We start from the raw sequence: 23,921 nt of genomic DNA on the forward strand, positions 1-23,921 counted from the left end.
TCATTCCCTCCAGCAATGACTAAAAAAATCATTTGAAAAATTAGAAAATTCATCCATAATAGAGAGTAAATTGTATTCAATGGAGGGTCTCGATTTGAAAATTGGACTCGTGCGCCATTTTAAAGTGAAAAAACGGAAGCCTTCTAAGTGGTTGATCACTTCAGACGAGCTGATCGACTGGTTCGAAGAGTACAATACAGCAGAGGTTGAACTCGGTGAAACAGATCTTATGGATGTAGATTGGCAAAGCTGTTATTCTAGCGATCTATCAAGGGCGGTAACGACAGCTAAGCATATTTTTAGTGACGAACTGGAGATGTCTGATAAATTGCGGGAGGTGAAAGCATATCCACTATTTTCTCGTAGACTTAAGCTACCGTTCATCTTTTGGGTTGTGGCTGTTAGACTTGCATGGCTTTTCCATCATCCTTCACAACGAGAAACGAAGGAAATCGTTAAAGAGAGGGTTCGTAAAGCAGTTGATGATATTCTTTTCCATGGTGAAGAAAATATCTTAATTGTCAGTCACGGTGGGACAATGATTTATTTACAAAAAGAACTTTCCAAAAGAGGCTTCATAGGACCGAAAATTCGGATGCCTGCAAATGGCAAACTATATTTATTTGAAAAACAGAGAGGAGAAGAATATGTCGGAACAAATGAAAGCAAACGAGATGAAGCGACTATTTAAATACATAACCGATGAAAAATTAATAAGCGGGGTAGCTTTTGCTGCTGAGGATGGGAAACCGATTTTTCATGAAGCATTTGGTGAAAATCTTCATTCTGGAAAAACGTTAAATAAACATACGAAATTTGAAATTGCTTCACTCACAAAACCTTTTACAGCAACGGCGATTCTCGTTTTAATTGAGCAAGGAAAACTTCAACTAGACGAGTCCCTTCAAACGTATTTCCCGGAGCTACCATATGAACATGTGACGATTTACCATTTATTAAACCATACGTCCGGATTGCCGGATTATATGGTGTGGTTTGAAAACGATGAAAATTGGGATCCCGCAAAAATTGCAACGAATCAAGGTGTTCTTCAATATATATCTGAAAAGCAGCCGGAGGTGTATTTCGCCCCGGGTGAAAAATGGGAGTATTGCAATACTGGGTATGTTCTACTTGCGGAAATCATTGCACAAGTATCTAAAGTGTCGTTTGAACAATTTTTACGAGATATGATCTTTGAGCCACTGCAAATGAACAACACGCTGCAGCACTCACGGAGAATTCGTCCGTCACAAATTAAAAATTATGCAATCGGATATATGTATGACCACCAATCACAGTCATTTCACCTGCCTGATGATCGAAAGAACAACAATTATGTATATTTTCTTGATGGCGTTTACGGTGATGGTGCATTAAGCTCAACGATTGATGATTTATTTGCGTTTGAACAAGCATGGTATACAGAGAAAATCCTAAACAATGAAACGGTGAAAAAAGCATTGACTCCTACAATCATTAACGGAGAAAGCATCGGCTATTGTCCAGGTTTTCACATAAATGCCGCTGCAGGCTACGGTTTTGGCTGGAAAATTGAAGAGGATACTAATCTCGGGAAAATTGTCTACCATGATGGCTATTGGGCCGGTTATTGTTTAGGGATGATCCGTTATGTTGATTACAATAAAACGATAATTTACGCAAGCAACGTCGACTATATAAAACGGGAACAAAACAAAATTCATCATGATACGATGCTGGCAATGGAAAAGATTTTGTTTGACATGGAGTGGGAGTATCCAGAAAAATTATAAACCTTGAGCTCTAGGGGGATTCTTTCAATGTAGGTCAAGGAAATTATACATACTTATAGAGGTTAGTTTGAGGTTTTAACGAACGCGAGTGGATCTCCGATTTGTATTACTCATTTATATAGCGATTTTAATCAACTTTGCAATTATTTTGCTGATACCTTTATTGAACATTTTACTTTTGATTTAGTGAATCTTAGAGAAGCGGATAACTCGTGTATGGCTCAAACAGATGATCAGTTGAGTATGAAAGAGTCAGTAATAGATTTAGAAGCAATCAGACCGTTGGACCTTCAACAATGGAGTTGTGGAGGACATTCAACAGGTGGGATGCTAGGGCTAGTGTATGCGGAGGTGTTCCCAGATTCGCTGACAAAGATGGTTATTGGTGGAACTTCTGCCTCGAGTGATTACATGGGAGACAAGAGCAGTATGTATAGTAGGAAATGCCCAATAAAATGCTAGATTAATAGATCTATTCTCGATTTTAAAACCTCCGGATTCTTCGAAGGAGGATCGTCAAAAAGCTGGTCGGGAGTGGACAGAGATGTCTCTTTATAAACCAGAAAAGTATAATGAATACTTCTCAATGCCAAGTAGTGGGAGAATAGTGCAAAAGCGGCTTGATTATTATTTGTTTAATGATTGCCACAACTTGTTATGAGAGAGCAGCTAAAAGAAATATCGATTCGTACCTATGTATTTTGCGGTAAGCATGATGCGCAATGTCCACTCAAAATTTCTGAAGAAATTGCTACTAAGCTTAGAAATGCCAAATTAAATGTTTTTGAGGAAAGTAATCACATGCCGTTTATAGAAGAAAAAGATGATTTTCTAAGGATGGTCAAAAACTTTACGAATGAGCTCTTTTAAATGAAAAGGTGAGATTATGGTGCAAAATAAGCAACCCCTGTATGTAATTACAGATAAGGTCAATTCAGGAGCACTTAATGAATTGTTAAATAACACCTTTGGAATTGATGAACAGTCAATTCAATATGTGAAAAGAGGAATAAATAGTCGTAAAAATAGATGTACATATGCTGTCATGAAAGCAGCGGATTTAGTTGGTTTCATAACTGCTTGGAAAACGATCTTTCATCCATATACAACATACTTTGCTATGGTCGTGCACCCAAGGTTTCGAAACGGACAAGTAGAACGGTTACTGCTTCAACAGATTGAAGGCAACAATCATGTAACATTCCCTCTACAAACGTCATGTTGGGAGACGAACGTTTCATTTAAAGATTTTTATGAGAGAACTGGATTCAAAGAACTACGGCGGACATTTATTACTTCACTCAACGTTCAAAATTCAATTAGGCTTTTGGTCAATACTCCTAGTAAGTTATTGAAAGTTCAAACTTTCTCAGAATTGCATGAATTGGAAGAACAAAGAGAGATCATTTACTTTATAATGCGAACATATGAAGAAACACATAAAAGTAATCCACTCGGTGTGTATGATGAAAACATATGGGAACAAATAATTTTTGGAGATGACACAATCCTTAAAGGTAGTTTCATTGTTCGAGATATGAACGGGCTCGTTGGTTTTGCTCTCCTCCACTATTCAGATATGGAAAATAAGCTAGAGTTTGGCTGGCGAGGTACAAGGGATTTAACAGATTTATCTTATATTCACTTCCTCACTTCTCTTCAAATTAAATTTGCTCTAAAAAGTCGTTATGAAGTAATAGAAGGTGAAATTGACACGACTGACATTTACTCGCTGGAGATGCTAAAGTACTTTCCTTTTTCTCCAGCACCAGCTTGGATTACTTATCAGATGAAAGAGGGAGAACGATGCAATGATCAAAGCAGTCTTATTTGACTTGGATGGTACGTTATTAGATCGAGAACATTCTTTACTTCATTTTATAAAAGATCAGTATGATCGTTTATATGATGATCTTAGTCATATCGACAAGGATGAATATTTAGGTCGATTTATTGAACTAGACGACAACGGCTATGTCTGGAAAGATAAAGTGTATGAGCAGCTAATAGTTGAACTAAAAATTAAATCATTAACCGTGCAAAACTTGCTCAATGATTACATATCTGAATTTAAACATCACTGTGTTCCGTTTCCACAATTAAAGGAGACGTTAGATGCTTTGAAAGGCAAAGGATATGCTTTAGGAATGATTACGAACGGAAGAGGAAAATTCCAAATAGATAATGTTGCCGCTTTGCAAATAAAAGATTATTTTGACACAATTCTCGTTTCGGAATGGGAAAAGATGAAGAAACCAGACCCTAACATTTTTCGAAAAGCATTGAAGCAGTTAAGCGTTTTACCAGAAGAAAGTGTATTTGTAGGCGATCATCCGAAAAAAGATGTTGAAGCTGCTCAAAATGTTGGGATGAAGGCAATATGGGTGAAAAACGATCATTGGGGAAGTGAAAAGGCGGATGCTGTCATTAAGAACCTTATAGACATACCACAAGTTGTTGAAGATTGGAGAAAGTAGGGAGAAAAATGGGGCGGTTACATTTTAAAAGGTTAGCAAATGAACGAGAGGAATTAATAGATTTTTATACGATGAATAATTGGGAATATCACGCTGATCCTCATCCGGAAAAAGACGAGATTGCACAACGATTTGATTGCGGATGGTATAAAGGTAGCAGAGAAACATTTTGGGTTATTGAAAATGGCGTTCGCATTGGATTGATCATTCTTGACGATATGTCAGACACAATGCCGATGCTGTATGATTTGCGGCTTGCAGAACAAGCTCGAGGGAAAGGCTATGGCAAAGTATGTCTGAAATGGGTAGTGGATTATGTTTTTTCTAGCTCTGCTGAAAAACTTCGGATTGAAGCCTATACTCGCTATGATAACTATCCGATGAGAAAGACATTCTATCATTGTGGGTTTCAAAAAGAAGGGTATTTACGAAAGTCATGGGAGAATGATGATGGTAGTGTCGTTGATTCAGTCGTTTATGCGATCATTCGAAGTGATTGGGTACACGGTGTAAGATCAGAAACCCAGCTGGACGATGTACCGTTTTAGGAGGACAAACATGGATAGCGAATCGTTAAAAATTTTTGATGACAATCGCAAGAAGGTCGGCGTCGCAACAAGAGAGGATGTTCACAGGCAAGGTTATTGGCACGAAACGTTCCATTGCTGGTTTGTGAAAAAGAAAGCACAAACTCATTATATTTATTTACAGCTGCGTAGCGGTAAGAAAGCTGACTATCCAAACTTACTAGATATCACGGCAGCAGGTCATATTTTAGCTGATGAAACAATTGAGGACGGTGTTCGTGAAGTAAAAGAAGAAACGGGAATTTCCGTTTCCTTTGACGACATGATTTCGATTGGTGTCATTCCGTATACGGTCATAAAAGAAACATTCATTGATCGAGAGCTTTCACACGTTTTTTTATATGTAATCAATCATTCTTTTGATGAATTCGATTTGCAAACTGACGAAGTCTCAGGTATCGTTCGAGCAAATTTTAACGAATTTTCACAGCTTTGGTTAGGTCAGAGAGAACATGTAAACGTAGAGGGCTTTGAAGTAAATCATGCAGGAGAAAGGGTAAGTGTGAATAAAAGTGTAGGCAAAGAAGCGTTCGTTCCGCACGACACTTCCTACTATCAAACTGTATTAAATAAAATAAAAGAGTCTATATCATAGTAAAACATTTTGTGCTGGGCTTTTCAGAGGGAATGGAGGAAGGCTGATTTTTTTATTTTTTAGGTGAAAATGTCGAGTCGCGGAATACACTGTCAATATGTACAGAATGTTAATGATCATTGACACTATGTTAAAGATTACTTACACTGTTAGTTAATATATGGCTAAGTTCACCGTGATTATTGGTAAAAAATGACATGGATTCATTTCGGATCATTTCTGAAACTGGTTTTTTCGAAAAAATGATGCAGATTTATTAAAAGATGTCGTGTACATGAAAACCAATGATTAATATGTAGGGTTACTGAGCCGAATAAGAAAAGGAAAGGGTCTTGCCTATGCTACGTAATCGTGTTCGAGAATTGCGTGCGAGGTTTCAAATGACGCAAGGTGATTTGGCAAAAAAAATTGGAGCCACGAGGCAGACAGTTGGAATGATTGAGAAAGGCGACTATTCACCTTCAGTTACGTTGGCGTTAAAAATCTCAAAGGAATTCTCGATGCCATTGGAAGAAGTGTTTTGGCTGGAAAGTGAGGAGGAAAGCTGATGCTTGAGCGGATCGTTCGTTCTCCGTTTACAATGACATACTTTTTAGGGTTTATGATGCTTGCCTTGTACGATACATCACAAAACAGGGAATGGTATCCTCTATGGTCAGCATTACTATTAGCAGGACTTATTGTTTACATTGGGATGATATTATTACACAACAAAAGGCATCCAGATCAGAAAATTAAATTAGTCACCTTAATCCCATACGAACTAAAAGAAAATGATGAAGGTCAGCAGTGGGTAACGAACAGAGCTTGCAGGAAAGTGTACATATTTTATTACTTTGCTATACCAGCAGCTGCCCTTTTGTTTATTGCATTTCCATATTTTCCAGAAATCCCATTAATTATAATGTTCGTTATGGGTACGGTCCAATACTTTATTTATTCTTACGAAGTGAATAAGTATTTGAAGTAATGAATCAATGATGTGTTACTTTCATATAAAAAGAACGGTCAAGTGGAAAGGCACCTTAGTAATATCGATAAGTTTTGAACAATAGGACCACGGAAAATTCTACACCTAAGGAAAAATACACCGGATTAGACAATCATCAGGTGTATTTTTTGATTAGTAGAAAAAGTGATAGAATATAAAGAAGAGATTATGGGGGGAGAAGTGAGTGGCTACGTTAATTAAGAGATCAAATGGTCTGTTATTATCAACAAATGAAAAGAAATCGGAAAGTAAATGGCGTGATGACTCGTGTTATAAATTCATCTATTCAATTAATGGGACGATGCGATACGAGACATTAAAACAGGATGTATCATTGTTCCAGAACGAATTTATTCTTTTAAACCCTCATGACAGGCATAGACAATTGAGAACAGAAAAGCATAAGTTTCTAATTGAACTCGAACGTTCATTTCTTAACGATATCTCCAATTCCTTTCAAGTTCAGTCACCAGAGCTTTGTTTTGCCTTATCGTCTCAAAAGCATCCACAAATAGCGCAATGGGTACATTTCGTTCACCAATATATTCAAGTGGAGATGGAAGGGGGCGATGATGAATCATTAAATTTATTTTTAGACCATAGTTTCCATCAATTAGGGTTGCTTTTGTATAAAAATTGTATAGGTACTCATACATATGATTTACGTATTTCATCGTTTCGAGGGGCGCATTCAATACTATATAAAACGATGGATGCAATCAAACAAAACTATAAGCATCAATGGAGTTTAGATGAAATGGCCGAAGTAGCATATTTAAGTAAATACCAATTTTCACATCTTTTTAAAGAAACAACCGGTGTAGCACCTTATTCGTGGTTGCAGTTGTACCGTTTAGTCAGAAGTCAGCAATGGTTAGTAGAATCGAATAAGTCGATTATAGATATCGCTTTGGACAGTGGTTTTTCTTCTGTTTCTGTTTATAATCAACTGTTTAAGCGTGTGTACGGTTTCACCCCAAATGTTTTCCGGAAACAAATGAACAAATAAATACATGTAGTTCCCATCATCAAGCTCCCGCATAATAAAAAGATGACTGAAGTTTCAATAAATGTAGATAAAAAACCGAAAAAACTTAATGACAGAACGTTTGAAACATAGAGAAGCACTGCATTAAAGCTAAATCCCCGTCCAAGCTTATCCTTTGGAACGCATGTTTGGATAAGAAATACTCTGGAAAGCCCTGTAATAGGAAGGCCGATCGCAACGATAAATACACCAATAAAGTAAAGTGAAATATGGCTGGCAAACCCAATGGTTAAAATGCCTGTCCCCCAAAGTAAACAACCGATAAAATAAGTTGTAAGGGACATTTTTTTCCAGATGATCGGAACAATAAAATTAATCACGATAACCCCGGCACCATACCATCCTAATAGTAGGCTATACATCTCCTCCCCGTTTCTAGTAAAGTCAACGAGACTTAATAACAAGCCGACTTGCCATACCCAAGTATTAAAGAAGACGACCGTAAAGGTGGCCAAAAACAGAGTTTTGATGGTGAATTCATCTTTTATCCAAATGAAGAACTCTAGAATAGGTTCAAATAAATTGAATGTGTTTTTATTATCGTTTGCAGGATAATTATCATTCCATTTTAGTTTGTAAATTAAGCAGGCACTAATCAAATACGTAATGGCGTCAACAGTGAAGAAATGAATTACCTGACCTGTACTAATTAACCCGATGCTGAACATAGGTGATAATACTTGTACACCTCTCGTGACGATATCGAGCATACTGTTGGCAGTCGTTCTTTCCTCATCTTTAGTTATGAAAGGTAAGACAGCGCGATAGGCGGGATTGAAAAAGCAACCGCAGCTTTGAATAGTTAAGCTGATTGTAATTAAATGCCAATACATTAGCGAGTCCATCTGGTAAAGGATTACGAGTGATAGGATGATAGGCACTCTCAATAGATCTAACCAAATTAGTAACTGCTTTTTATTGACTTTATCAGCGATGACACCACCAATGAGTCCGAAGAAAAGATAAGGGAGTGCTTGGGTTATAACAACCCCCGTCGTATGAATACTCGAACCAGTCAATTCATAAGCGAGAAACAAAAATGCCAGTCCAGCAATGATATTTCCTAATTGGGATATCCCTGCTCCAGATAAATAGAGGAGTAGGTCTTTGTTTTTTAATGCTTTTCGATACATTCTAACCACCTCTTAAAATAGGTTAGAACATATGCTAAATAGCATCTTCTGTAATGTTGTTGTTATTAACAGCAATATGTAGCAGTCTGTTCATTTCATGTTCAAGTAAAAAAGAAAAGTGCTTAGTCACGCACTAAGCACTTTTAAACTTATGTTTATTGTCTCGTTCGGTCTGTTGTATGGAGGATAGATGGTCGATTATTTTTTAACGGTACCGGTGTTCTGAATAAAACATCACCGAATGCCTTCGGTTCAAATGGAATAAATGGCCACATGTAAGGTGTATTTAACGTTTTGGCAGCTGTTAGCATAAAAATTAAAACAGTAGTCCCGAGTACGAATCCTTGCACACCAAAGGCAGCAGTTGCAAGCAATAAAAGGATCCTTATAATCCGGTTTGCGATGCTCATTTCATAACTCGGAGTGGCGTAGCTCGCCATTGCGGCAATTGCGATATAAAGAACAACCTCATGTGTAAACAGTCCAACCTCAATGGCGACTTCCCCGATCAAAATCGCGGCGACGAGGCCGAGTGCTGTTGCCAATGCACTTGGAGTATGAATCGCTGCCATCCGCAAAATTTCAAGGCCGATTTCAGCTATTAAAATTTGTGCGAAAAGTGGGACTTCTCCTGGGTCATCAGGTCCAACATAATGAATCGATTCCGGAACGATCTCCGGAGTGACAGCAAAGAAATACCATAATGGCAATACGAAAAGAGAAACGAACACTGCAATAAACCTAACCCAACGTAAGAATACACCGACTAATGGCTCTTGCCTGTATTCCTCAGCATGCTGCAGGTGATGCCAGTATGTTGTAGGGCAAATCATCACACTAGGAGAGCCGTCGACAAAGACTAATACGTGGCCTTCGAGTACGTGTGTAGCTGCGGTATCTGGTCTTTCTGTATATCGAACTAACGGAAATGGAAAGCTGTTTTTCTTTTTAAACATAAACTCTTCAACGGTCTTTTCCGCCATCGTTAATCCGTCAATATCGATATTTTCTAGTTTCCTTCTTATTCGCTCAACTAAATCGTGATCGACAACACTATCAATATAAGCAAGAGCAAGGTCTGTTTTAGATCTTTGGCCAATTTGTAAATATTCCATCACGAGTGAGCGGTCCCGAAGCCGTCTTCTCATTAAACCAGTGTTGAAAACAATCGTCTCAATAAATCCGTCACGTGGACCACGAACAACCCTTTCAATATCGGGTTCCTCAGGAGATCGAGCCGGATATTCACGAATATCAATTAAAACAGCTTCTTGGCACCCTTCGACGATAAAAGATGCTTGACCCGCGAGCGTTTGTCCGATTACTTCCTCTAGGTCATCGGTCGTTTCTACCTCTAAATGTGGAATTAGTTTTTGTACTAAATTTGTGATCGGGTCATCATCTAAATCACCGTGGTCAATGAGTGATAAGTGGCGCATAATATGAACCATCACTTCATCTTTAGCGAATGCATCAACAAAAAATAACCCGAATTTTCTTCCACCGTAAACAAGTTTATGGTGGATTACATCGAAGTTCTCTTCAATTCTCAACTCTTTATTTAAGTACTCAATGTTTTCTTCAAACGTTTCAAAAATAGGAACTTGGGATTCGCTCATTGCATTCACCTCATTTCGTATATTTTTACAATGAGTACAAAAGAATATACATTTTTTACATATGGAGCGATACAAGGATGTTCCAGGTATAAAAAAGAAATACCTTGCGCATATTGAGCGCAAGGCAAAGGAAGAATTTAGAGTAATGCTATGAATATTAAACTGGCGATTCCCATTGTTATATGAGCAAATATATGGGCGAGCATCGCTGTTTCCAACCCTTTTTTCCAATATAGCCATCCGAAGATCATACCAGCTGCGCCATTTAAGATGAGCATTCGGATGAAAACAGCTGTCGTGACAGTTGTTGTTGCCGCAGTTGCAGGGTAGTGCCCAATCGCAAAAACGAGTGATGACAGAATGATGGACACCCAAAATACGAAAGGAGCAGGCTTTGCTTTTTTTCGTTGAAAAAGTCGCCAAATGACCCAAACAATGAGGGTCATAAATCCCCAGCGTATCATTATCTCCTCGACAATACCGCCATATAAAACACCAGATAGAAGTTGAAGGAAGTCAGGAGATCCGGTTGTTTGGACAAGGTCTTCTGGAAGCCAAGGTATAAAAAGAAGATCAGCTACAATAATGATTAATCCTGCTGCAATTCCACCAATTATTCCATGCTTCATCGTTGGCTTAAACGATGCCCAAAATGGTTTTTTAAAGACATCTTTTTCGTATATAAAAGATGTTAAACCGACTTTCCGAGCGAGAAGGTGACCAATGACTGTAGCTAAGATGATTAAGATTAACGGGTTCATTATTGATAGTACCCCAAGCAGTTCTATAGGGATACCAGGGTCAATGCCAAGGTGGTCAATTTGTATTTCTACGGTTTCGATTAACATTGGAATGAGTGTGAGTGCACCAATGAGTCCTAATAATAGAAAAATGAGAAATGAGCGCCAAGGTTTATGGGGATTCATGGGAAGGCCTCCTCTTTTTCTTAAAGTACGAAATGGATTATGGAAAGGTTTCAAATTATTAATGGAATATTAGCAAAATTAAAATTATAAAGTATTCTTTTGGGGGGGTTTTTTCTTTTCGGTACAATCGGTGACTATGCTATGATAAAGTAACGTAGTGATGAAATGTAGAGGGGGATCGGAGATGACAAATAAAAATGTTGAAAAGGCTACCTTTGCAGGAGGCTGCTTCTGGTGTATGGTGAAACCTTTCGATGAACTGCCAGGGATCATCGATGTTGTTTCCGGATACAGCGGAGGAAATGTTGAAAACCCGACCTATGAGCAAGTGAAAACAGGAGAAACAGGGCATTATGAAGTTGTCCAAATCACTTTTGATCCTGTTTTATTTCCATATAAAAAACTACTAGACTTATATTGGCCGCAAATTGATCCGACCGATGATGGCGGACAATTTATTGATCGAGGCAGTCAATATCGGACAGCGATCTTCTATCATAATGATGCTCAAAAAAATGAGGCAGAGCAATCGTTGAAAGAAGTTGAAAATAGTGGGAGGTTTAAGGCACCTATCGTGACCAAAATTCTACCAGCTGCACCGTTTTATGAAGCGGAAGAGTATCACCAGAAGTTTTATAAGAAAAACCCTGAGAAGTATAACCAAGAACAAATTGAATCAGGCCGCGAACAGTTTAAGAATGAAAACTGGAAATAATGATTGAGTTTTTAATTGAATAACAAATTTTTACAAGTGCCTGGCACCTGGAAGTAACCACCAGGTGCCAGGCACTATATACAAGAGCAATACGATAAGTTCCAATAGAAGATGAAAGGTCATGATAATGATGTGGTTTTTAATTGCGTTAGCGAGTGCAATCATATTTGGCATATCGCCATTTTTGATGAAATACCACACTTACCGTAAACGACCGTTAGCACCGTTCTTATTCGGATTATATGTGAGTGGCTCTGCTGGATTTTTGATTGTCGCTTTTATTCAGCAATCTTGGTCAATTAGTTTTTCGATTGTGATTGCTGGAATATTGATCGGTATCGGGTCATTGTTCGGAAATGTGTTGTATATGAAAGCATTAGAACATGGACCGGCAAGTTTAACATCTCCAATCGTGAATACGAATATTTTATTCATTGTCTTCATGTCGATCATTTTTTACGGAGAACAACTGCGGGGAGTGGAAATGGCTGGAGTCCTTCTTATCTTTGTGGCAATTGGCATTTTACCAATGGATCCGAAAGAGAAAGTGACAATTCCGAACCGGATCTGGTATGTGCTCTCGATTGGGGCAACGCTTCTTTTCTTTTTAAGAAATGGAGGTCTAAAGGTAACTGAAGAAATGGCGCTTTCTAATACGTCAATTTTATTTTTCGCTTATCTGTTTGGAATTGCTTGGTCAAGTTATATGTTGAAAAAAGGGAAACAGGAAGTAACGAAAGAAGAAAAGCGGATTTCATTTAAATGGGGGCTTTTTGCTGGCCTTTTTTCTTTCGGAGGAATGCAGTTATATGCTGAGGCGCTTTTGCTAGGTCCTGCTAGTATCATCTCGCCCTTGTTTGCGACTCATAGTTTACTAGTTGCAGTCTTATCTATCCTCTATTTAAAGGAAAAGTTAACTCCTTTTCAAGCTGTAACCTTAGCTCTCGTTTTTATAGGCATCATCTTATTACGAATATAAAATGGTGCCAGGCACCTGGAAAATCACTTCCATGTGCCTGGCACGTACTTATTCTCGTTCGCAAATTTGCCGAAAGTTGCAGCGGTCACACTTTTTAATATGTTCTGTTTTAGGGAAGAATGATAACTCGACCGGCTTATTCTCCTCTTCATCGACAACATATTTACCCATTTCTACTAAACTTAATTTCATGATGTTATAAACGTCCATTAAATCAGATTCACTCATTTCATGGGTTCGGCATTCGCCTGTAAGTAAATATTCGTTGCGAATCTCAATTTGATCAAGTGGAACGTGATATTTTTTGCTAATATACATCGCGTATATTGCAAGCTGGTGGCGGTCATCCATCGTTTCTTTACCGGTTTTCCAATCAACAATGACCCATTTGTTGTTTTTTAAATCTTTATAAAGGACGTCAATCACGACAAAAACTTTGACACCTTCAATGTCCATCGTGCGAAACTGCTCACTTTCAAGAAACTTAATTTCGTCTTTTCTGGCAGTTAAATCGAGGAAACTGTCGCTATTCAAAAAGTTATTAATACATAAAGCGAGTCTTTTTTCAATTTCATCGACTGAAGCTTTTTTCAACTCGCCACCATAGTAGATTTCATGTAGCATATTGTATCGATTCGGACGGTGGTACCATTCATCAAATCCTTTGACAGAATCACGAAAAGCCAGATTCAACCGGTTACGAATATGAGTGGTTAAGCGCTCCTCAGTTGGAACAGTACCAGATTTAAGATAATGGTTAATGACAGATTCTATCATATCGTGTACTTCTTGACCGAATAGAATTGGAAGGTTCGTGATTTTTTTTAATCGGTAAGCCTCTCGAGAAAGCTCAGAAGCATCTCGAAACCAGCCATTGTGCGATGTGTAGTACATCAATCCATATTTACGTGGACAGTCCATCATTGACTTGTGACGAGAGAGAGACCATGAAAATTCAGGATATAATTTACGTTGCAATGTGAAAACTCCTTTTTAGAGCATGTTAATAAAGACCGGGAAAAATAACTTTCGTATCTATGCGTTGACTCGTTTCTCCGTTACTTACGTATGAACACGATACGCTCCGCGACGCAAAACTTCGTCGACTTGATAAAAACTTTGTCTCTTCCTCTACAAGCTAAGCTTTGTCGTGGATCCGTCAACCGGACAAAACGCCACGTACTGTGGCATGTCCGGGATTAGGACGTCGTGTCCGTCGAGACAACTCGATCGATCAAATCTTCGGCTAAACTCCCAGAGTCCTGCAGGGAACGCCGAAGTCACCACATCCGTGTTGAAACTCGTGATGTGACACTCGTAGCTCTTATTGCCCTCCTTTGGAACAGGCTCTTATATATCGGTGAAATCGGTATGTAATGGCACTATTACGTATTGATTAAATTAATGTAGAGAGCACTAGGTTACATGAAAAAATAATAATAAAGGTAAAACAGTGATCCACAAAAGATGATCCATTCACTAGGCTTGCCTGTTCGATATAAGGGAAATTTAAATCGGTCATTCTTGAATGGTAAAAGCAGCGGGACACCGCCTTTAGAGAAGAAATCTCCGACGATATGAAAAATAATCCCGAGAAACAGTCCTGTTAAAAATGGCTGGTCCGTATTAAATAAGCCAAGTAATGATAATGCAATCACAATGCCAGAATGTGTTATACCGCGATGACCAAACAACGTTTTTACGATTGCAGCAAGTCCACCTGACCTCCGGCCGATATATGAACGAGTTTCGTCAATATCAGGAAGAATCGCCCCTGCAGCAACTCCGAATAGTGTAGCGGTTGTCATTGCTGTATCAGTAAATTGCCCGTATAATAAACCCATTGATAATGATGTTGTGATATGTGTATAGTATCTCATGATGCATCATTGCTCCTAAAAAATAACTTGTATGAATATCATCATACTAGGATCTGCGAAATTGGACAATCTGCAATTTTGCTCATACTTTTTGTAAAAAAGTTTACGTATACCTATATAGAAGATTTGTTACGATTATTTTTTCCAGAGTGGGGTGGCTTTGGTGAATTGGAAAAGGGGCTGTCCAATCGGACAACCCCTTCATCATTATATCTATGGTTCATTACCTTTATGCCGCGGTAATGATCTCTGTCTGACAGCTAAAAACACTTAACTTACATAACGAAAGCCCTACCTCTCTTCCATCCTTGCAACTCCTTGGTTGCGCCAGTATAAATAAGGATAAATGTAGGACAGGATTCCAGAATTGATGTTTAAAAATAAAAAGATATAAACCATAAATGAATACCATTAAAGGCACAAAAATGATTATAACACTTTAATCAATGAAGATCAACATACGTACAAGCAGTGGTTATTTTTTTACATATGATAATAAAAAAGAGGGATGATGGTTATGAGTCAGTTTCAAATGGAGATTGTAAGAAGAATTCAAGCCATTGCACAATCAGGGTTAGCCTTTACGAAGGATCCATTTGACAAAGAACGGTATCAAGAACTGATGACGATAGCGGCAACGATGATGTCGAGTTCATTAGACGAAAGAACAGAGGATATCCTAACGATTTTTAATGATGAACAGGGCTATCCGACACCAAAGTTAGATGTAAGAGGAGTTGTTTTTCATAATAAAAAGATTTTACTCGTTAAAGAAAAAATGGACAACCTTTGGGCATTACCTGGGGGTTTTTGTGAGGTTGGTTTATCTCCAAATGAAAATGTTGTGAAAGAAGTAATCGAGGAAGCAGGTATTGATGTGAAAGCAAAAAGGTTGTTAGCGATGTTAGATATGAATAAACATCATCACCCGAAACAATTATTTCACTATTATAAAATATTTATTGAGTGTGAATGGCTGGAAGGCTCACTTGAAAAAGGCTTAGAAACGTCGGAAGTGAACTTTTTCGAAAAGGATCACTTGCCACCATTATCGACAGGAAGAAATACGGAAGAACAAATTGAGCTGCTATTTTCATTTATGAATGAGGATAAGATGCCAATTATTGATTAGATTTGCTGAAGTAGAGTGCGGTTAACAGCTGACAAGTAATCAGAACTTTGATTTAGAAGCTTACTTAGAACAAGCGTACAGTAAGAATAACACTTATGAAAATGAGCCAACGGTCTAAGGAGGGATACTCTTTAGGCCGTTGTTTATTAAAGACGTTTTATATGGTAGCAACTTTACATATTTAATTTGGTTTTTTCAGCAGACCAGATTGTCCAACGGTCCTTTTCGACTATTTGTCCAGACGGCAAAATCTCATCTAATTTTTTAACAAGAATAGTTAGCTCCTTATCTGAAATCTCATGCAAAATACTGCGACCTTTTCGGTTACGCAAATCTTGAAAGAGGTCGTTCTTCGTTTCGTACGTTCTTCTCGTTTCCCAAAGCTTTTGCTCCTTAATCGAAGTAAAACCTACTTCTTTTAATGCTGCTATAACGGTGTTGCTCTCGTATCGACGTTTCGTTTCAATTGGTAGCAAATGAGGGAAGGTTGTAAAGAAATAGCCACGGATGTGTGAGGTTGATCCTGGTATTAGGCAGTCTTGAGGTGTTCGGTCTTGAATAATAATCGTACCGTGCTCTCTTAATATCCGGTAAGCTTCTTGAAAACTAGCCGATAAATCGGTTAAGTGATGGATGAGTGCTCTTGATAATACAAGGTCAAAGGAGTCGTCCTGGAGTTTCGTATGAAAGGCATCTCCGTGATGGTAGTGAATATAGTCATATTCATTACTAGAAGAAATCGCTGCTTCAAGCATAGCTTTAGAATAATCAACTCCAGTAACGGTAGACACTCCAAGCTCACTTAATGCTCTCGTATAAATTCCGCCGCCACAACCAATATCTGCAGCTTTTTGAGGAAGCGAATTAGGAAAAAGTTGAAGCATTGTTTTTTTCCAATTATCGCTTGCTCCTCTCTCTGTATAGCTTTTTTTATTGCGTTTGTCGTGAAAATCGATGGTCATTTCATCAGCCTCCTTCTCATGATCATCATTCACTTATTATGGTAAAGTAAAGCTATCAATAATAAAATGTCATATTTATTTAATAATTTTATAAGAAAAACTTAAGGGAGGGGTCGGAGATGAAAGTAGAGGAGTATGAGTTGATCGTTGCTCTCGATGAAACGAGAACAATAAGAGGTGCTGCAGAAAATTTATTTATTTCACAGCCGGCAATTAGTCAACGTCTTAAGCAAATTGAACAAGATTGGGGAGTTGAACTATTCATTCGTACACCGAGACGATTAATTCCGACGAACGCGGGTGAAAAAATTGTTGAGCATGCAAAAAAAGTGATGGTTGAAGAACGAAGAATTCGTCACGAGCTTGACTCGATTTCAAATGAAGTCGGAGGAGTCCTTTCATTAGGAATTTCATCTCTTGTAGGTCAATATGTGTTACCTTCGATTTTAGAGGCGTATGTAGAGAAATACCCGAATGTAAAAGTTCAGCTTAAAACCGGATTAAGTCAATCGATCCGTGAAAACATTGAGAAATTTCATGTAGCAATTGTAAGAGGGGAAAGAGTTCGCGGGCAAAAGTGTGAGCATTTTTTCTCAGACGAGATGTATTTTATTGACCGGGAAGATTTCGTGAACAATGACCGACGCCCTTTTATCGAATTTCAGGCTGATGATTCGTTAAAATCGGATATTCGGAAGTGGTTCGTCGAGCAAAAGGACATTCACGTAGCGCAAACGATTGAAGTTGATCAAATTGAAACGTGTAAACAATTAATGAAGAAAGGGTTAGGGATGACGGTTCTTCCAGCGAGTGCGATGAAAGACTTACAGGAAGGCTTTGTAAAAACGTCCTTAAATTCTAAGACTCCTCATATTCGGGAGACGTGGATTAGTTATCATGAACGATCGAAAGAGCTTCCGCAAGTCACTGCATTTTTACAAGAGTTATATCATTATCGTATATAAACAAAACTTGGCTTCAGCAAGCGAATTGTGCTTGCTTATGCTTTACTCGAAAGAGCGCCAGGGGTCACTCAGGCAGGAAAAGCAATCGTCGAAAATCCCCTAGGTGCACACAGTGTGACACCTAGGAAGTTGAGGCATTGCCCGCCGCAAAGAAGACACTATGCAAACGAAGTGCAGCACGAGTAGATGTCGCACTTGTGCTTTGGAGTGAAAGCGTCCGCTATAGCGATTTCGAATTCTATATGATTATGAAAAGGGATTCCCTCAAAAAACTTTGGCACGGACCAAATTAAATAAAGTCCTTTAAGGGACTCTGGTGGTAAAGTGCCCTTATAGGGCGAAATTAAAACCGCCGTTTTGCGGGAGGATACTTATTTCGTGCAAGTCATAATAGCGAAAGACATAGTTGTTATACTATCGTCCATAGGTTTAATAAATTCTGATCGTAAAGAAAGAGCAAAGCGGACTGTTGTCCCTTTGCTTCTTCACTTTCTCTATTCTGTATCTTCTTGAATGATTGCTAATACTAGAAACAAAATAAAGCTCAATGCTAAAATCGATCCACCGACAATATACCAAATGAGCTGAACGGTATCTGGTAATTGAATCGTATCAAGCATATAAATATACATTCCGGATGTCAGACCGAAACTTCCTATAATTGCTGTCCATACGTGCAACTTTGTCAGTAATGACTTTCTCGGTTTGTATACTTTATAAAATACACTCCACGCGAATAATGATAACCAGCCGACGACTAAAATGTGAGCATGAACTGGTCGTAAAGCATATGATCCTGCTCCAGCCATGTGTGAACCCATAAACGTCCCTAGTAATGCAAAAATAGCAGAGACGATGAGCAAGAGTTTACTATATGACATAACTTCCCCTCCGAATAAACAACATGATCATACTGTTAACTTACATAAAACTATGTTGCCTTACAGGCTTAGGGAAGTCAATGAACATTATGTGTCACTTTTTTGGCATATTACCATCCATTCATCGATAGCAAAGGACTCGATGTTTCTATCTTTTTGTTTAATATGAAAATATTTTTTCATTTCGTCATCTGCATTTTTGAAAAGCGAGGTCACTTGATTTGCAACAGCCTCACTTTCCACCGTTCTCTTTAACCAATCTTCGTATAGGAAATCTTTTTTTCTTGTCTTTTCCTTTAATATTTTAAAAGAAGTTTCATCTAATAAGATCTTCCATTCTGATATCGATAATGCTTTGACATGACTCGGATCACGAAGTTTTTCAAATGTGTTCATGAAAGAATGCAGTGATTGGTGATCAGGGGCAACGTTGTCAATGAAACAAAATATTCCACCTTTTTTTAATGTGCGGTACACTTCCTTGATAAACAGATCCGGGTTAGGAAAATGATGAGGAGCGATTCTGCACGTAATCAAGTCGAATTGATTGTCTATAAACGGTAAATTTTCTGCATCGGCGATGACGTAATCGATATTTGTTAAATCACGTAAATGATTAGCAGTATTTTCAAGCATTTGTTTCGTTAAGTCTGTAGCAAAGACTCGTTTTACATAAGGAGACAATAATTTTGCTACATGACCGCCTCCGGTAGCGATGTCGAGTGCAGTCCAATCAGGTTGAGGGTTTGCCCATTCAAGCAGCAATGGTAAATCAGCACCTTTTGCATGCGTCTTACTATCTATATATTTTTGAGCATGCTTCGAAAAGGTTTGTTTCACTTTTTGTTTTGGTTCATTGTCGATCATGTTTGCTCTACCTCCTAAATGAATGTCACATTAATCATATTCGAATATGAGAGATAAAAAAATGATCGATAAATTAATTATTAAGATAAATTTAACTTATATATATGTTTGTGTTGTGTGTCAAAGTAAGAAATGTAGATTAAACAGTGTATAGCGTTATTAAAAGAAGAGAACTTGATGATATCCTATGATTTCTAATTATTTCTAATCATTTTCACTTATTTGTAATTATTTCCATGTGCCTGGCACCTGGGGATATATGGATATATGGATATGCGGATATGATTGGATGCGCTTTCTCCTATTAGTTGTCGTTTGTGGATGGACGAATGGTGAGTGTTTCAATGACATCATTGATGAACTTATTGTAGTCAAAGCCTAAAGCAATACTTACTTGAGGGGCATTCTCCTCTTCTTCTGGAATAGGGCGGAAATTAGCAATACTTTGCCCACGGACAGGTTCATTCGCAACGACTTGAACTTCACGTTCGGCAAAATCAAATTGATCACGGTTAATTGAGGTATAGACTGCTAAAACATCGTGGAATAGTGCTCCATTTAATTCAGGAATTAATTGTTCGTAAGCTTCTTTATAATATTCAAAAATTGGTTCAAGTAATGGAGTAAATGCATTATACTCTTTTGCTGTTACCACATCAATGATATCTTCAGTAATAATCGCGCGATTCGTTACATTTAAAGGGACTAAAGTTACGTTTTGACCTCGTTGCATGACTAGGTTTGCTGCGATCGGGTCCCCATAGAAATTTGCTTCGGCAACCTCTGTCACATTTCCTGGGACGAGAAAAGCGCCTCCCATAATATAATATTCTTTTATGTGCTCCATAATTTCGTCACCAATAATAAAGGCAATTGCTAATGAAGTAAGCCTGCCAACGTCAATAATCGTAATTTCACCAGGATTATTTTCTATAAGATCAAATATATCGGAAAAATTGAGTAATTCCCCTTCGATCGTATCTGGTGGCTGAATTGGACCGAGTCCTTCCTCTCCATGAATTTCCGGATAATACCGAACGATCTCTCCGGAAAAAGGATAATTTGCCCCCGCATATATCGGAATATCTTCTCGTCCCGCTAAAGACAGCAAATAAGCAGCGTTATTTGTCGCTTGTTCTTGATCGACATTTCCATAACTGGTAACGATACCGACAACTTCAATTTCGGGATGTAATAGCGCATACATAATGGCAACAGAATCATCTATACCCGGGTCACTAAATATAATGACTTTTTTCACTCGCAGACACTCCTTTTTTATAATTTATTCATAAGCATGAGTATACAGAATGGATCTTATTAAAATAATTTTAATGATCAGAAAAAAAGCTTTATTAATAAATATAAAAGTAGGATAATAGTTAGAGTCCGCTCGCAGTATATGTTATATTTTGTTGGATTATAATTCCGGATTAAGCAGCAAATTTACGGGTAACGATGGTATTAGAAGGAAGGCAGTGAAGCAATGAAGCTAACGTGGAAAGCTTTTAGTGTTATTTTTATGTGTATATCAACACTCCTCGTTATTCTGTACTTTATAATAAACCCGCAAATGATGAAGCAATATGAAGCTCTTGAAGAAAGAATGGCATACAAAGACGTGCAGCGAGTGGAAAGTGCTTTAATGACGAGATTGCACCAATTATCAGCCTTTACAAGAGATTGGGCTGTTTGGGACGATACATATGCATTTTTAGAAGGTGAAAATGATGAATATATTGAAAGCAACTGGATACAGGAAACGTTTGATAATGTTGCAGTTGATTTCGTTTATTATATACAGGAAGATGGAAGTTTGGTTTTTTTTGATTATGACAGGGAGGCGGAAGGAGCCTCAGCTTTAATCGATATTGACGTCACTAAGTATTTCAATAATTTTCTAAGTGTTGACAGGGCGCACAATGGCATCGTGAATATTGGAAGTCATGTTGTACTGGCTGCCTCAAGTCCAATTTATGATACGAATCGAACAGTAAACCCGAACGGTGTTTTAATCGGGGGAATGATGTTAAATCACGAATTATTGAATTCGATATCAGATGATACCGGTCTAGCTGTATCATGGTCAGTTGAAGCCGATGTGGATCATGCACCGCAACGTGCTGTTACGAGAAATGACAGTACGATACAGGGGTTATATGTGTTCCCCTATACGAACACAAATACGTTTGGGCAGCTAAGTTTTGTAGAAAAACGAGACATTTATTTACAAGCACAAGCGAGTCAAAATTGGGCAATTGTTATTTATGGAAGTTTAACAATAGTCTTTGTATTACTAACATTACTGTTGTTAGATCGATTTATCTTATCACGCATGAAAAAACTGAATGCACATTTAGAAGAAATTGAAGATTCACGTGATGTCACAAAGCGTATTCCGATTAAAGGAAATGATGAAATTACAAATGTAGAAGAGGGAATTAATCGAATGCTAATTGCATTGGCTGATTCTCAGCAAGAGGTCAAACATATGGCTGAAACAGATAGTCTCACTGGCTTTTTTAATCGCAAAGCATTTACTGATAAGGTTAATGACTGTCTTAACAAGCTATTAGATCGCTCATACTACCTCCTCTTCATTGATATTGATCTGTTTAAGCGGATTAATGATACATTAGGACACCATGCAGGTGATGAAGTATTATTACAGCTAACTGAACGGATCTCAAACTGTTTAAGTGACAATGACTTTGCCGGACGATGGGGAGGAGACGAATTTGTCCTGTTTATTAACTGTGAAAAGCAAGTTGAAATGAACATGATGATTGAAAACTTATTAAGTTCGATTGAGCAGCCATTAACCATTGAGAAGAAGAGGAAGCTTCAAGTAACTTCAAGTATTGGAATCAGTCGTTTTCCGGAAGATGGTGATTCTGCCGAAACGCTTATTCAGCGAGCAGATCTTGCGATGTACAATGCGAAGCAGAAAGGGAAAAACCAACACAAATATTATCATAAGATTGACAACGAACCTTAAAATAAAAACTAAAATGGATGTTTTCTTCCAGGTGCCTGGCACTTGGAAGTGATTGGAATAAAACGGGCTTTGTTTGGGAATCGTTTTGGTAGTTATGTAAATAAGGAACAATAAAGGAGCTATCTTATGGAACCTTTGCTACAAACATATTCTGAAATAAGCCCTTTAAAGAAAGTGTTATTAAAGCGACCTGGTAAAGAGGTAGAGACATGATATTTTTGCTGATACATTAAGAAATAAAGGGGTGGAAATTGTTTATTTTGACGATTTACTTCATGACGTATTTGAACAACGTCACGTAAAAGAAACGTTTTTACAAGAATTTCTAATCGAAAGTAAGCCTCCAATCGGAGCTCCGGTTGAAGATTTAATCCAATATTTCCTATCCTTATCGACTGAAGACTTCGTTAAGAAAATGATTGAAGGAGTACCTAAAGATGAAATTGCCCCGGAAAAGAAAATAAATAAGTACGAGATGATGACTGATAAGGATCCTTTTTACTTAGACCCTATGCCAAGTTTGTATTTTACAAGAGATATTGCCGCAGTTGTTGGTGAGGGGCTAATGATTTGTAACATGTATGAAAAAGCAAGAACGCGAGAAACTTTACTATTTCAATACGCTGCAAATTACCATCAAGAGCTTTACCGACCAGGTATAAAGCGGTGGTTTGAAAGGTCAACGAAAGCATCATTTGAGGGAGGAGACATTTTTGTATTCGATGAAGAAACGTTGTTAGTCAGTGTAAGTGAACGTACATCTATAAGTGCAATTCAACATTTTGCAAAAAGTATATTTTCTACAGAAAACTCCTTCAACAATATCATTGTCATTGAAATACCGAAAAAAAGACAGTTTGTTCATCTAGATACAGTATTTGCGATGATTGATTATGATAAGTTCCTCGTACACCCGGAGTTGTTTAATGAAAAAAGAAGTGTAAATCTCCAAGTGTTTAAAAGAAAAATAGAAGGCGGTTATACGGTAGAAAAGTTCAATAACTTAAAGGAAACATTGCAAAAATTCCTTAAAATAGATGAAATTTTAATGATTTCATGTGGTCAAGGTGATGTGATTGATGCTCCTAGGGAGCAATGGAATGGCGCAATAAACTTACTCGTCATCTCCCCAGGTGTTGTCATCGCGTATGACCGCAACTACGTCACCAATCAATTAATGAGAGAAAATGGAATTAAAGTTATTGAGGTACCGAGCTCTGAGCTATCTCGAGGGAGGGGCGGACCACGCTGTATGAGCATGCCAATCATAAGAGAACAACCAACAAGTGAGAGGGAACCAAAAAATCCCAGGTGCCTGGCACCTGGGATTTTTTGGAATTCACTGGTTTATTTACGTGGGATTAGATTTTTACTTTCTATTTCAACATGAA

At 37.9% G+C, this 23,921-nt stretch carries 25 protein-coding genes; 16 read left to right on the top strand and 9 right to left on the bottom strand.

The window, feature by feature from the left end; genetic code table 11:
• Positions 1-94: 94 nt before the first annotated feature.
• The 10 genes from CD001_RS06330 (at position 95) to CD001_RS26840 (ending at position 7,434) form a co-directional block, all read left to right on the top strand.
• Positions 95-691, top strand: a complete 597-nt coding sequence (locus CD001_RS06330; protein ID WP_096186711.1) for a histidine phosphatase family protein — start codon at positions 95-97, stop codon at positions 689-691.
• Positions 648-1,775 (top strand): serine hydrolase domain-containing protein, encoded by a 1,128-nt coding sequence (locus CD001_RS06335; RefSeq protein WP_179298635.1) that lies wholly within the window; start codon positions 648-650, stop codon positions 1,773-1,775. The genes CD001_RS06330 and CD001_RS06335 overlap by 44 nt, the downstream gene beginning before the upstream one ends.
• Positions 1,776-1,991: 216 nt before the next feature.
• Entirely contained in the window at positions 1,992-2,237 is a 246-nt protein-coding gene (locus CD001_RS26835) for an alpha/beta hydrolase (RefSeq protein WP_257009730.1), read from the top strand.
• A 424-nt stretch (positions 2,238-2,661) separates the two neighbouring features.
• A complete protein-coding gene (locus tag CD001_RS06345) occupies positions 2,662-3,609 on the top strand; it encodes an N-acetyltransferase (protein WP_218839241.1) in 948 nt (315 codons plus the stop codon).
• Positions 3,587-4,252, top strand: a complete 666-nt coding sequence (locus tag CD001_RS06350; RefSeq protein WP_096186714.1) for an HAD family hydrolase — start codon at positions 3,587-3,589, stop codon at positions 4,250-4,252. Before CD001_RS06345 ends, CD001_RS06350 begins: the two co-directional genes overlap by 23 nt.
• 8 nt (positions 4,253-4,260) lie before the next feature.
• Positions 4,261-4,800, top strand: coding sequence for a GNAT family N-acetyltransferase (locus CD001_RS06355; RefSeq protein ID WP_096186715.1), 540 nt, complete (start codon positions 4,261-4,263; stop codon positions 4,798-4,800).
• Between the two features lie 10 nt (positions 4,801-4,810).
• Complete coding sequence (locus CD001_RS06360; RefSeq protein ID WP_096186716.1) at positions 4,811-5,434, top strand: NUDIX hydrolase; 624 nt, start codon at positions 4,811-4,813, stop codon at positions 5,432-5,434.
• A gap of 338 nt (positions 5,435-5,772) precedes the next feature.
• Complete coding sequence (locus CD001_RS06365; protein ID WP_096186717.1) at positions 5,773-5,982, top strand: helix-turn-helix transcriptional regulator; 210 nt, start codon at positions 5,773-5,775, stop codon at positions 5,980-5,982.
• Complete coding sequence (locus tag CD001_RS06370; protein ID WP_096186718.1) at positions 5,982-6,404, top strand: hypothetical protein; 423 nt, start codon at positions 5,982-5,984, stop codon at positions 6,402-6,404. Before CD001_RS06365 ends, CD001_RS06370 begins: the two co-directional genes overlap by 1 nt.
• Before the next feature lie 205 nt (positions 6,405-6,609).
• Positions 6,610-7,434, top strand: coding sequence for a helix-turn-helix transcriptional regulator (locus CD001_RS26840; RefSeq protein ID WP_257009731.1), 825 nt, complete (start codon positions 6,610-6,612; stop codon positions 7,432-7,434).
• On the opposite strand, the gene CD001_RS06380 is transcribed toward CD001_RS26840, so the two are convergent.
• From CD001_RS06380 to CD001_RS06390, 3 genes are all read right to left on the bottom strand, one after another.
• Entirely contained in the window at positions 7,371-8,606 is a 1,236-nt protein-coding gene (locus CD001_RS06380; RefSeq protein ID WP_096186719.1) for an MFS transporter, read from the bottom strand. The genes CD001_RS26840 and CD001_RS06380 overlap by 64 nt on opposite strands.
• Positions 8,607-8,761: 155 nt before the next feature.
• Complete coding sequence (locus tag CD001_RS06385) at positions 8,762-10,225, bottom strand: spore germination protein (RefSeq protein WP_096186720.1); 1,464 nt, start codon at positions 10,223-10,225, stop codon at positions 8,762-8,764.
• Positions 10,226-10,362: 137 nt separating this feature from the next.
• Complete coding sequence (locus CD001_RS06390) at positions 10,363-11,151, bottom strand: CPBP family intramembrane glutamic endopeptidase (protein WP_096186721.1); 789 nt, start codon at positions 11,149-11,151, stop codon at positions 10,363-10,365.
• Between the two features lie 184 nt (positions 11,152-11,335).
• On the opposite strand from CD001_RS06390, the gene msrA reads away from it, so the two are divergent.
• Entirely contained in the window at positions 11,336-11,866 is a 531-nt protein-coding gene (msrA, locus tag CD001_RS06395; protein ID WP_096186722.1) for a peptide-methionine (S)-S-oxide reductase MsrA, read from the top strand.
• Positions 11,867-11,987: 121 nt separating this feature from the next.
• Positions 11,988-12,845 (top strand): DMT family transporter, encoded by an 858-nt coding sequence (locus CD001_RS06400; RefSeq protein ID WP_096186723.1) that lies wholly within the window; start codon positions 11,988-11,990, stop codon positions 12,843-12,845.
• A gap of 48 nt (positions 12,846-12,893) precedes the next feature.
• On the opposite strand, the gene CD001_RS06405 is transcribed toward CD001_RS06400, so the two are convergent.
• Both CD001_RS06405 and CD001_RS06410 read right to left on the bottom strand, forming a co-directional pair.
• Positions 12,894-13,823: a PD-(D/E)XK nuclease family protein gene (locus tag CD001_RS06405; protein WP_096186724.1), complete on the bottom strand. Its 930-nt coding sequence runs from the start codon at positions 13,821-13,823 to the stop codon at positions 12,894-12,896.
• A 443-nt stretch (positions 13,824-14,266) separates the two neighbouring features.
• Complete coding sequence (locus CD001_RS06410; RefSeq protein ID WP_096186725.1) at positions 14,267-14,725, bottom strand: metal-dependent hydrolase; 459 nt, start codon at positions 14,723-14,725, stop codon at positions 14,267-14,269.
• Positions 14,726-15,242: 517 nt separating this feature from the next.
• On the opposite strand from CD001_RS06410, the gene CD001_RS06415 reads away from it, so the two are divergent.
• Positions 15,243-15,857, top strand: coding sequence for an NUDIX hydrolase (locus tag CD001_RS06415; protein WP_096190510.1), 615 nt, complete (start codon positions 15,243-15,245; stop codon positions 15,855-15,857).
• 173 nt (positions 15,858-16,030) lie between these two features.
• Here CD001_RS06415 and CD001_RS06420 read toward each other — a convergent pair whose 3' ends face one another.
• Complete coding sequence (locus CD001_RS06420) at positions 16,031-16,819, bottom strand: class I SAM-dependent methyltransferase (protein WP_096186726.1); 789 nt, start codon at positions 16,817-16,819, stop codon at positions 16,031-16,033.
• A gap of 119 nt (positions 16,820-16,938) precedes the next feature.
• On the opposite strand from CD001_RS06420, the gene CD001_RS06425 reads away from it, so the two are divergent.
• Positions 16,939-17,784 carry a LysR family transcriptional regulator gene (locus CD001_RS06425; RefSeq protein ID WP_096186727.1) on the top strand — a complete coding sequence of 282 codons (846 nt, stop codon included), beginning with the start codon at positions 16,939-16,941 and terminating at the stop codon, positions 17,782-17,784.
• Between the two features lie 494 nt (positions 17,785-18,278).
• On the opposite strand, the gene CD001_RS06430 is transcribed toward CD001_RS06425, so the two are convergent.
• The 3 genes from CD001_RS06430 to CD001_RS06440 form a co-directional block, all read right to left on the bottom strand.
• Positions 18,279-18,665 (bottom strand): hypothetical protein, encoded by a 387-nt coding sequence (locus CD001_RS06430; RefSeq protein WP_096186728.1) that lies wholly within the window; start codon positions 18,663-18,665, stop codon positions 18,279-18,281.
• Between the two features lie 87 nt (positions 18,666-18,752).
• Positions 18,753-19,532, bottom strand: coding sequence for a class I SAM-dependent methyltransferase (locus CD001_RS06435; RefSeq protein WP_096186729.1), 780 nt, complete (start codon positions 19,530-19,532; stop codon positions 18,753-18,755).
• A gap of 304 nt (positions 19,533-19,836) precedes the next feature.
• Positions 19,837-20,793 carry a nucleoside hydrolase gene (locus CD001_RS06440; protein ID WP_096186730.1) on the bottom strand — a complete coding sequence of 319 codons (957 nt, stop codon included), beginning with the start codon at positions 20,791-20,793 and terminating at the stop codon, positions 19,837-19,839.
• 225 nt (positions 20,794-21,018) lie between these two features.
• On the opposite strand from CD001_RS06440, the gene CD001_RS06445 reads away from it, so the two are divergent.
• Both CD001_RS06445 and CD001_RS06450 read left to right on the top strand, forming a co-directional pair.
• Positions 21,019-22,530 carry a sensor domain-containing diguanylate cyclase gene (locus CD001_RS06445; RefSeq protein WP_096186731.1) on the top strand — a complete coding sequence of 504 codons (1,512 nt, stop codon included), beginning with the start codon at positions 21,019-21,021 and terminating at the stop codon, positions 22,528-22,530.
• A gap of 214 nt (positions 22,531-22,744) precedes the next feature.
• Complete coding sequence (locus tag CD001_RS06450) at positions 22,745-23,920, top strand: arginine deiminase (RefSeq protein WP_096186732.1); 1,176 nt, start codon at positions 22,745-22,747, stop codon at positions 23,918-23,920.
• Position 23,921 lies beyond the last annotated feature (1 nt).

The sequence above is a fragment of the Evansella halocellulosilytica genome, assembly GCF_002335745.1.
Lineage (GTDB): Bacteria > Bacillota > Bacilli > Bacillales > Salisediminibacteriaceae > Bacillus_CA > Bacillus_CA halocellulosilytica.